The sequence below is a fragment of the Pseudomonas sp. PA-6-3C genome (assembly GCF_021605825.1).
Taxonomy (GTDB): domain Bacteria; phylum Pseudomonadota; class Gammaproteobacteria; order Pseudomonadales; family Pseudomonadaceae; genus Aquipseudomonas; species Aquipseudomonas edaphica.
Genome location: NZ_WKDV01000021.1, coordinates 94,258 through 104,515, shown reverse-complemented (window position 1 = coordinate 104,515; position 10,258 = coordinate 94,258). Strand labels below are relative to the sequence as shown.

12 protein-coding genes are annotated in these 10,258 nt (G+C 61.0%); 8 read left to right on the top strand and 4 right to left on the bottom strand.

The genetic code is table 11. The features are described from left to right. Positions 1-213: 213 nt before the first annotated feature. Together GIW48_RS15990 and GIW48_RS15985 are read right to left on the bottom strand one after the other, a co-directional pair. Entirely contained in the window at positions 214-621 is a 408-nt protein-coding gene (locus tag GIW48_RS15990; RefSeq protein WP_017136715.1) for a response regulator, read from the bottom strand. Positions 622-681: 60 nt separating this feature from the next. Further along, complete coding sequence (locus GIW48_RS15985; RefSeq protein ID WP_017136716.1) at positions 682-876, bottom strand: Flp family type IVb pilin; 195 nt, start codon at positions 874-876, stop codon at positions 682-684. Between the two features lie 331 nt (positions 877-1,207). Between GIW48_RS15985 and cpaB the strand changes: the two genes are divergently transcribed. The 8 genes from cpaB to GIW48_RS15945 are packed head-to-tail and all read left to right on the top strand — an operon-like array spanning position 1,208 to position 8,626. Beyond that, the gene (cpaB, locus tag GIW48_RS15980; RefSeq protein ID WP_236460629.1) at positions 1,208-2,140 is read left to right on the top strand and encodes a Flp pilus assembly protein CpaB; all 933 of its coding nucleotides are present in this window, start codon (positions 1,208-1,210) and stop codon (positions 2,138-2,140) included. 15 nt (positions 2,141-2,155) lie between these two features. Next, positions 2,156-3,376 (top strand): type II and III secretion system protein family protein, encoded by a 1,221-nt coding sequence (locus tag GIW48_RS15975; protein ID WP_099548151.1) that lies wholly within the window; start codon positions 2,156-2,158, stop codon positions 3,374-3,376. Then, complete coding sequence (locus GIW48_RS15970) at positions 3,373-4,566, top strand: pilus assembly protein (protein WP_099548150.1); 1,194 nt, start codon at positions 3,373-3,375, stop codon at positions 4,564-4,566. Before GIW48_RS15975 ends, GIW48_RS15970 begins: the two co-directional genes overlap by 4 nt. Further along, complete coding sequence (locus tag GIW48_RS15965; RefSeq protein WP_017136720.1) at positions 4,563-5,825, top strand: CpaF family protein; 1,263 nt, start codon at positions 4,563-4,565, stop codon at positions 5,823-5,825. The genes GIW48_RS15970 and GIW48_RS15965 overlap by 4 nt, the downstream gene beginning before the upstream one ends. Before the next feature lie 19 nt (positions 5,826-5,844). Further along, entirely contained in the window at positions 5,845-6,726 is an 882-nt protein-coding gene (locus GIW48_RS15960) for a type II secretion system F family protein (protein ID WP_026013678.1), read from the top strand. A gap of 1 nt (position 6,727) precedes the next feature. Further along, positions 6,728-7,621 (top strand): type II secretion system F family protein, encoded by an 894-nt coding sequence (locus tag GIW48_RS15955; protein ID WP_099548149.1) that lies wholly within the window; start codon positions 6,728-6,730, stop codon positions 7,619-7,621. Between the two features lie 10 nt (positions 7,622-7,631). Further along, a complete protein-coding gene (locus tag GIW48_RS15950) occupies positions 7,632-8,354 on the top strand; it encodes a tetratricopeptide repeat protein (protein ID WP_236460628.1) in 723 nt (240 codons plus the stop codon). Positions 8,355-8,356: 2 nt separating this feature from the next. Continuing rightward, complete coding sequence (locus GIW48_RS15945) at positions 8,357-8,626, top strand: DUF3613 domain-containing protein (protein ID WP_017136724.1); 270 nt, start codon at positions 8,357-8,359, stop codon at positions 8,624-8,626. 188 nt (positions 8,627-8,814) lie between these two features. On the opposite strand, the gene GIW48_RS15940 is transcribed toward GIW48_RS15945, so the two are convergent. Both GIW48_RS15940 and GIW48_RS15935 read right to left on the bottom strand, forming a co-directional pair. Further along, on the bottom strand, positions 8,815-9,597 hold the full coding sequence (locus GIW48_RS15940) for a response regulator transcription factor (protein ID WP_017136725.1): 783 nt from the start codon (positions 9,595-9,597) through the stop codon (positions 8,815-8,817). Between the two features lie 126 nt (positions 9,598-9,723). Beyond that, entirely contained in the window at positions 9,724-10,197 is a 474-nt protein-coding gene (locus GIW48_RS15935) for a prepilin peptidase (protein ID WP_138449923.1), read from the bottom strand. Between the last annotated feature and the right edge of the window lie 61 nt (positions 10,198-10,258).

Below are 10,258 nucleotides of genomic sequence, written 5' to 3'. Positions count from 1 at the left end.
ACTCTTGTTTTAGGCTCATGGCGTCTCTCGTGTTCCAGGGCATGATGGCCTCCCGGCGAAGCTGGCTTCGCCGAGAAGTGTCCACCATGTCCCCGCACACCCGTCAACCATGTGTCCGGTCCGTACAGGGCGTTTGCCAAAAGTGACCCGCTGTAAGAGCGGAACCATAGGCCGCCGTTACCGCAACAACGGATATGTACTCAACAACCCCCGCTACAACCGAGACTTGCGCAAAGGAAAAAGACTGTTAAGCGTATCAATCAAGCGCACCAGATAAATGGGCTTGCGAAACAAATCCAACACCTGCAACCGCAGCATGTCACTCACATCATCCATCTCCGCATGCCCAGACATCACAATCACCGGCAAATGCTGACGATCCGTGTGCTCACGCAAGCGCTTGATCAACGATATCCCACTCTCCTCTGGCATACGCAGGTCAGTGATAACCAGGGCAATGTCAGGATTCAGCGTCAGTTCCTGCAATGCGTAAGTCACAGAGCTGGCGGTAAAACAAACGAAGCCCTCGTTCTCCAGCGACTCCGCCAGTTCTACGAGGGCATCTTCTTCGTCGTCCACCAACAGGATTTGTTGACGGAAAGGTACAGCTGCAGCATTCATGGGCACTACCTGATGTCACCACTCAAAACCATCTGAAATCAACAGCAGGCCGTCCCAAACTCACAACGCGGTGATCGCCGCCTGAATTCTGGCAAAGAAGGCCGTAATCTGAGGCCCCAGCGTCGTCCCGGCTGCCAGTATCACCAATGCTACAATCGCCACGAGAATGAGGTACTCAATCGCGGTCGCGCCCTCTTTGCGATGAAAAAGTAGCTGAAGTTGAACATGGAGTTTAATCAACAGTTCGAGGATCATCGTACTACTCCTATGGGCGACCAGACGCCCTAGCTCGGTGCTGCACAGTAATTGCCATGTGCCACCTGAGCATTGTCAACAAACCCCACCCTCACAACTGTAAGAACTGATTAATCACAAAGTAGTGGTCGTTTTGCTGGCGCCTGAATCCCTTGTTTTCAAGGCTATCGAGGCGCGCCACGAAGAAATATTTCTGTCAGTAATGGCATTTTGTCCTAGCTGAACTACCTTCAAATAGCGAAATAGTTAGTCACTGTTCATAGCAGCCGAGTTGCGGAATTAGCCTGTTGGGATCGACGGGTTTTGGTGCAACAGGAAAAGGAGAGCCGTCATGAACACGCGTCTCAGCATGGTACTTGCCGGTGTGCTCTTGGTCGGTGCGCTGTTTGCCGGTTATTGGGGGTTGGTGCTCAGCCGCGAACCTGCCCCGGCGCCGCCACCACCGCCTACCGCACCGGTAGAAAAAGCCGTCGCCGTCGCCGTGGTCGAGGACCAGACCCGCCAATCGGTGGTGGTACTGGCCCACGATGTACCGCCCTTTATTGCCCTGACCGCCGCAGACCTGAGCATCGAAAAACTGCGCACAGCGCCAGCGGGCAGTATGACCAGTGTTGACCAGGCCATCGGCCGCACACCATGGCGCGCCTTGCAGGCCGGCACCTGGCTCAACGATGAGAGCTTCAGCCCCGGTGGCCCACTGGCCCGCATGATCCACCCCAACGAACGCGCCCTCGCGGTTGCCGTCGATGAAGTGATTGGCGCTGCCGGCCAACTGAGCCCAGGCGACTATGTGGACGTGTTGCTGTACCTGCGCCAGGACGTCGCCAACGTCGAACAATCCGCTCAAGTGGTGATCCCTGCCATGCGCCTGCTCAGTGTCGGCGATCAAATGGGCCTGACCAACGACGGCGTTCCCGCTTCACCACCAGCAATGACCGCCGAAGAAAAAGCCCAACGCCATGCGCCGTCGCGCACCGTGGTGCTGGCGGTGCCCGAACAACTGCTGAGCCAACTGATGCTGGCGACCCAGGCCGGCACCTTGCGCCTGGCGGTGCGCAGCGCCGATGAACGCTTGCTGAGCCACTACTGGGCCGGTGAGAGCGATGCACCGGGCAAGCTGCAAAGCGCTAACCGCGACCTCTACCAATTCACCCAGCTGGCCTTCGTCCAGGCGCCCAAAAAAGTCGCCCAGGGTGGCCCCGCGCGCCGCACCGGTGTTGAGGTGATACGCGGTAATCAAGCAACCCAACAAACACCCGACTGAACAAGGATGCTGTGCATGAACCGACGTTTCGCACCGGTGTTCACGCTGAAAATCGCCTGTGCCCTGATGCTGTCGAACTTGTCTGTGGGGCTCGTTGCAGCCGCCCCGGGCAACTGCGGCAGCCTGGGCCAATTACCCGCAGCACTGTCGGTGGGCGAGGGCCTGCAACAGGAGCTGCAATCCCCTGTCGCCATCACACGCCTGGCCATTGGCGACCCGAAAATTGCCGACGTACACCTCAATGGCGATCGCGGTTTCCTGCTCACCGGCGTGGCCTCCGGCACCACCAGCCTGATGGTCTGGACCGCCTGTTCGAACACGCCGCGCCAGAGCATGGTGTTCGTCAAAGGCAAGGCTACCTCGGCATTGACCAGCCTGTCGCTGTCGCCGTCAGAAGACCCGACGCTGCCCAGCCAGGTACAGACCGATATCCGCTTCGTCGAAGTCAGCCGCTCCAAACTCAAGGAAGCCAGCACCAAGATCCTCGGCATCGGCAGCAACTTTTTCCTCGGCAGCCCCAAATTGCTCTCGCCTACCGTCGACACGTTCAAGCTGCCGGTGAGCACCACCAACTTTAATATCGGCTTTGGCGGCGGGCGGGTTTCTGCCCTGATCAATGCCCTGGAAAGCAGTGGTTTTGCCTACACCCTGGCGCGTCCAAGCCTGGTAGCCATGAGTGGGCAAAGTGCGACTTTCCTGGCCGGCGGCGAAGTACCGATCCCGGTGCCCAGCAGCGCCAGCAACAACATCTCGATCGAGTACAAAGAGTTCGGCATTCGCCTGACACTCACGCCAACGGTGATCGACCACAATCGCATCTCCCTCAAGGTGGCCCCCGAAGTCAGCGAGCTGGACTACACCAATGCCGTGGTCATTCAAAACATCCAGGTGCCGGCCCTGACCATCCGCCGCACCGACACCAGCGTGTCACTGGCCGACGGCGAAAGTTTTGTGATCAGCGGCCTGATCAGCAGCACCAACACCACCAATATCAGCAAGTTTCCAGGCCTGGGCGATATCCCGATTCTCGGTGCGTTCTTTCGTGATTCCTCGGTCAACCGCCAGGACAAAGAGCTGCTGATGATCGTCACCCCGCACCTGGTGCAGCCGCTGGCCGCCAACGCCCAACTGCCGTCCTTGCCCGGCGAGAAGCTGCGCAACTACGACCCGAACTGGTACCGCCTGTACTTCCTGGAAAATGGCAATTTCGACCGACTCAATGGGTTGTCTCAATGAGCGATAGCCTGAGCCAGACGTTTCTGGCAATCACCCGCAACAGCACCGACCTGGAATGGCTGCAGGGCGCGCTGGCACCGCTTGGCCAAGTGGTCAGCGCCGGCAGCGGCACCCTCGACGAGCTGCTCGCGCTGGTGGACGTGACCTTCGCCAACCTGGTGTTTATCGGCCTCGACCGCGAACACGTGGTGGCCCAAAGCGCGCTGATCGAAGGCGCGTTGGAGGCCAAGCCGATGCTCGCCATCGTCGCCCTCGGCGATGGCATGGACAACCAGCTTGTACTCAATGCCATGCGCGCCGGCGCCCGCGATTTTGTCGCCTATGGCTCACGCTCCAGCGAAGTCGCCGGGCTGGTACGTCGCCTGAGCAAACGCCTGCCGCCGGTGACCACCAACACCCAACTGGGTGGCCTGACCGTGCTCTACGGCACCCAGAGCAATGCCGACGGCGCATTGCTGACCAGCCACTTGGCGCTGGTGGTTCAAAAGAGCGGCCAGCAAACCCTGTTGCTCGACCTGGGCCTGCCGCGCGGTGACAGCCTGGCGTTGCTGGGGCTGGAAAGCTCGTTCAATTTCGGCGATGCCTTGCGCCACCTCAGGCGCCTGGACAGCACCTTGATCAACAGCGCGTTTACCTGCGCCGAAGACGGCCTGCGCATCCTCGCCTACGCCCCCAACGACGAGCCCCTGGCACAGACCAGCGCGGCCGAGCTGTACATGCTGCTCAGTGCCTTGCGCCAACACTTCCAGCACATCGTGGTGAACCTCGCCGGCCAGCCCGACAGCGAAGCGCTGCGCACCTTTGTCAGCCATTGCGACAAGCTGTTGTGGTGTACCGACCAGAGTGTGCTGGACTGCCGTCGCAACCTCGGCGTGCTGAACCAGTGGCGCGAAAAAGGCATGAAGCTGGAACACGCCAAGCTGCTGGTCGACCGTTACATCAAAGGTTGCGCGCCCGACGCCGAAGCCCTGGGCAAAAGCTATGGGCTGGAGGTGATCGCGGTGCTGCCGCTGAGCCCGGAGGTGCGCCTGAATGCCAAGAACCAAGGGCAAACCCTGTTCGCCCTGGCCCCACGCGAAACCCTGACCCACAACCTCAAAGCTTTGGGCGAGCGCCTGGCAAAGCGCTCCGAAGGCATGAAGCAACCCTCGCACACCTGGTTTGAACGCCTGCTGAGGGCTGGCAAATGAACGGTGAAAAACTCTTCGGCGCCCCCGCTCGCGGCCTCGGTGGCAACACTGACCACGACGGGCTCAAGCTGGTGCTGCATCGCTACATCATCGATGCCATCGAGGAGTCAGGCAAAAACTTGCTGGAGGGTTCACGCCCGCTGTTGGCGCAGTTTGTCATCGACAAAGTGGCCGAATACATCAACCGCATGCACCTGGCGATTTCCCGTTATGAGATGGAGCGCCTGGCCGAAGAGATCGTCGATGAACTGACCGGTTTCGGCCCGCTGGAAGTGCTGCTGCGCGACCCGTCAGTGACCGAAATCCTGGTCAACGGCCCGCACCGGGTGTTTATCGAACGTGACGGTTTGCTGCATCAAAGCGACCTGCGCTTTATCGATTCGCACCACGTTGAACGCGTGATGCAACGCATCCTCGCACCGCTGGGTCGGCGCCTGGATGAATCGTCGCCGATGGTCGACGCACGCCTGCCGGATGGCAGCCGGGTCAATGCGATCATCCCGCCGATTGCCCTGGACGGGCCGTGCCTGTCGATTCGTAAGTTTCGCAAGGACATGCTCAAAAGCAGCGACCTGGTGGCGATGCAGACCATCGACCAGAACATCTTTGACTTCTTCCAGGAAGCCGTGGGCAAGCGCTGCAATATCCTGATCAGCGGCGGTACCGGCACCGGTAAAACTACGCTGCTCAATATTCTCAGCCAACTGATCAACCCCCATGAACGCCTGGTCACCATCGAAGACGTGGCCGAGCTGCAATTGGGCCACCCCCACGTGGTGCGCCTGGAAACCCGCCCGCCGAATGCCGAGGGCCACGGCGAGGTCAAGGCCAGCGACCTGATTCGCAACGCCCTGCGGATGCGCCCCGACCGCATCATCCTTGGTGAGATCCGTGGCGTGGAAGTGCTTGATGTACTCACCGCCATGAACACCGGCCACGACGGTTCCATGAGTACCGTGCACGCCAACAACGCTGCCGATGCATTGCTGCGCCTGGAAACCCTGGTGGGCTTGACCGGCCGTGTGGTAGCGGAGAAAACCCTGCGACAAATGATCTGCGCGGCGCTCGATGTGGTGATCCAGTTGACCCGTTTGCCGGACGGGCGTCGTTGCGTCAGCGAAGTGGTGGAGGTGGTGGGTATCCGCGAAGACGTGTACGTGACCAATACCCTGTTCCGCCATGACCGGCGCACTGGCTTCGGCTTCTTGCGCGAGGCGGTCAACCCTGCCGGCGATAAACTGCGCCGCGAACCGGCTTAGCCTTGAAAGGGACATGACCATGACCGGGGCCATCCTGCTACTCATCTGTTTGATCCTGATCGGCCTGTCGATCCGCTCCTTTCAGAACGGCCTGCGCCGTGCCCAGACCGAGCGGGTACTGAGCCGGCTCGCCGAGGGCCAGCCGCAGCTCACCGAAGAAGCCAACCAGTGGAGTGGCGTGGAGCGGATGTTTCTGCGCGCAGGCCTGGGCAAACCCACGGACAGCCTGGGCCTGTGGCTGGCGATCTGGGCCCTGGGCGTGGCGTTGGGGCTGCTGGTGGCCGGCTGGCTCGGCCTGCTGGTGATGCTGGTGCTGCCGCCGGTGCTGCTGCGCCTGTACATCGCCTGGCGCTACCAGCGGCGCATCAAGCGCATGATCGAACAGCTGCCGCAATTGCTCGACCACACCGTGCGCAGCCTCAAGGCCGGGCGCACCCTGGCCGACTCGGTGCTGGGCGGTATCGAGATCACCGAGGACCCGCTGCAACAGGCCATGGGCCGTATCCAGCGCAATGTGCAGTTGGGCGTAAGCCTGCCGGAGTCGACCCACGACTTTGCCGAGTTCTACGAGCGTGATGAGTTTCGCCTGTTTGCGCTGGGCTTGAAGATCAACCATCGCTATGGCGGCAATGCCAGCGAACTGTTGGAAAACCTGATCAAGATGATCCGCGAGCGCGAGCAGGCCGCCCGCCAGTTGCGCGCCCTGACCGGCGAAACCCGCGTGACCGCCTACGTGCTCGGCGCCCTGCCCATCTCGATGATCGGCTACTTCCTGGTGGTGAACCCGGCATACCTGATGACCATGTGGAACGACGGCACCGGGCGTACGCTGTTGTTCGTGGCACTCGGCATGCAACTGCTGGGCTGCTTCACCTTGTGGCGCATGCTGCGGAGTGTATGAGATGGCTATCCCACTGCTGATCAGCGCCGTAATGCTCCTGGCCGCCCTGGCGCTGGTGCTGGCCAACCTGCTCAAACACCGGCGCGGCCAGCGCCTTGTCGCCCAGCGCTTGCAGGGCCAGATGGGCCGTGAACGCACGCTCAATACGTTGATGCGCCAATTGGGCAACAGCCCTATCGCGCAACGCTCGGTCAGTCTGGACAACGAAACCCAACTGCTGCTCAGCCGCGTCGGTTGGCGCCAGGCCAGCCAACGTTCCATGTTCGCCGCCCTGCAGGTCGGCACGCCGCTAGTGGCGCTGGGCGTGGTGCTGGTGGGCCAGGAGCTGCTGTTTCCCCACACGGCCTCGCCGTGGCTGGCGCCCGCAATCGGTATGGGCATCGGTTACCTGTTGCCCAAACGCATCCTGGCCTGGGCCGCCAAGGCGCGTCAGCAGCGCATTTCCCGTGAGGTCTCGACCTTCATTCCGCTGCTGCGCATCCTGTTCGAGTCCGGCATGGCGGTTGAACAAGCGCTGCGCGTGCTGAGCATTGAAGCGCAGCGCCTGCTGCCGGACCTGACTTATGAACTGCGCCTGATCCTGACGCGTGTCGACTCCGGCCTGGAGCTGAGCGAAGAGCTGGGCAAGACCGCGCGGATGCTGGCCGTAGATGAATTCACCGACACCTGCACCATCCTCCAGCAACTGGTGCAGCAAGGCGGCGGTGCAATGAAATCTCTGCTGGCGCTCAAGCAATTGCTCGACGACCGCCGCCTTACGCGCATTCAGGAATTCGTGTCGAAGATGTCGGCAAAGATGTCGGTGGTGATGATGGTGTTCCTGTTTCCCGCCCTGCTGATCGTGCTCGGGGGGCCGGCGTTCATCGGCATCTCCCGGGCCTTGAGTAACTTATGAGGACCACCCGATGAAAGCCTTGATAGCCGGTTTGAGCCTGTTGCTGCTCGGGGGTTGTGCCACCAACGGCCAAACGCCGTGGGCGGCCCTGACAGCGGGCGGCAGTTGCCCCAAACCAGGGTCGGACCAGGAACTGGCGCTGAACCTGGCCGATGAAATGGCCGGCGACGGCAAGCTGCACGCCAGCCTGGCGAACCTGCAGAGCCTGCCGGCCAACCTGCCCCAGGTGCGCCTGCGCCAGGCCAAGGCGTATCGCCTGCTCGGGCGCAGCGAGGCGCAGGGGCTTTATCAAAGCCTGATCGGCACCTGCATGGCGGCTGAAGGCGAACACGGCCTGGGCCAGTTGGCCTCGGCCAAGGGCGACAACGGCCAAGCCATGGCGCACTTGCAACGCGCGGCCCGGTTGGCGCCGACGGATGAAAAAATCCGCAATGACCTGGGCGTGGTGTACCTCAACCAACTGCGCCTGGAAGACGCACGCTTCGAGTTCATGACTGCCATGGAGCTCAAGCAGAGCGACCCGCTGGCGGCGATCAATCTGGTGACCCTGATGATCTATCAGGACAACTGGAAGCAGGCCGCGCAGGTGGCCAGCCAAATGAACCTGAGCCCTGAACAAGTTACCGACGCCCAGGCCCGCGCCGAGAAACTCAAAGGCGCCAGCGTTCCCGTCGCCAAGGTCAAAGACCAGGTGGCTACCATGAGTGATGCCGCAAGCACCCCGAGGAATTGATCATGAAAATGCTATATCTCACCAGCCTCGCCGTGCTGGCACTGCCCCTCAGTGTCATGGCCATTGAGCCCGGCCCGTCATCGCCGCAGCAGGCGGTGACCGAAAGCTGGCTGACCTTGCAGTCCAGCGGGAAAGCGGCCTCAAGCACCCAGCAAAAAGCCTCAGCCGCCGAGCGTGACCTGGCGGCGCAACGCTTGCTGGAAAGCTACAAGCACCCGATTCCGGAGTACTTCGATCAGAAGGCGGGCGGGACAGCCCAGGGCGGTAGTTGATAGCAGGACGCGGAGCGTCCTGGGCGGCATTCCCACGCAGAGCGTGGGAACGATCATTCAGACACAAGCGGGCTTTCTGTGGCGAGCAAGCTTGCTTGCGCTGGGGTGCGAAGCGCCCCCAAAAAAGCCGGAGACTGCTGCGCAGTCAACGGGAGCAAGCTCCCTCGCCACAGCAAGCCCGCTCCCACTCAGTGGGCGGTGACTCGCTGGCGCATCGCCGAGTTGTTAGGCGACAACGCCAGCGCCAACTGCGTGCGGTTATGCATGTGCGTCAGGCGCAGCACCTGGGACACATACAGCTTCACGGTGTTCTCGGTAATGCCCAGCTCACAGGCAATCTGATAATTGGTCTGCCCCTTGCCCACCAGCCGCGCAACATCCAGCTGACGTGGCGACAGTTGGTTGAAGATCGCCGGAATCTCCACCGGCCCGGCCTCCTCGGCCGACGCCTCGTCATTCTCATGCCCTGGCGGGCTGCGGCGTGCTTTGTCGAGGTCCTGGTACAGGTCGTTGATGGACTCGGAAAGAAATTGCAGCTTCTGGTTCAAGTGCCCCAGTTGCAGCTCTTTCTTGCGCTCCTCCAACGCCGCTTCCTGGCGCTGCAAGCCTTCGAGCAGCTCATCGAGGTTGATTGGCTTCTGGTAGTAATCCGCGATCCCCGCACGCAGCGCCTTGATCACATCCTGCTTGTCCGCACGGCCGGTCAACATGATCGCCTCAAAGGCGCGCTGCTTGCCCGCAACCTTCTGCAGGGCCTGGACCAACTCGATGCCGTCCATGTCCGGCATATGCAGATCGCACAGCACCAGGCCAATCTCGGCGTCTTCGGTAAAACGCTTCAAGGCCTGCTGGCTGGATTCACACGGGACGCAGCGGAAACCGCTGCTTTCAAGAAATTCACAGAGCTCTTCCACGATCAGCGGCTGATCGTCGACCACGAGCACTTTTACTGCAGAGGTAAGCTTGTTCACGCGCTACTCCATGCATTGCAAGCCAAAAGTTTGACTAATCCTTCACCACGAATATTCCCGTACATCTACGTATTAAACGTAGACGTACTTTCCGACTATGTACATAGCGTTAATACCCTCAGACGATTAATGGATCCAAAACCAGGTGGCGGCGAACCCCACCAGTAAAAACGGCGCAAACGGCAGTTTTCTTGACGGGTCCGGCGCCAGATAACCCAGATGCTTTTTAACCCCTTGACTCATAAGCGGCCAAAGCTTTGGCGCTGCCAATAGCCACAGCAAATTGGCGATCGCGGCCCCCACAAATGAACCCAGCAAATAGTCGGCATTGGAGGCCAGCGCCAAGGCCGCGAGCAGCTTTACATCCCCCGCTCCAAGGCGGCCCAGGGCGTAACCGGGCAAGGTCAGCAGCAGCGCCAGGAAAAACGCCCACAGCCCCTGCCCGACGGAGGCGCCGAGCCAGGTGTTGCCCGTCCACACGAGGTAGATCAACGCCAACAACGCCGCGCCCAGCGTCAGGCGATTGGCAAGCAAGCGCTGGCGAACGTCCTGCACGGCACACAGCCCCAACCACAACAGCACCACTGCACTATGGATCACGTAAAAAACATCCCTTTTTGCCGATTGATTCTATGCTGATATCAAGTAGTAGCCGTCAGGG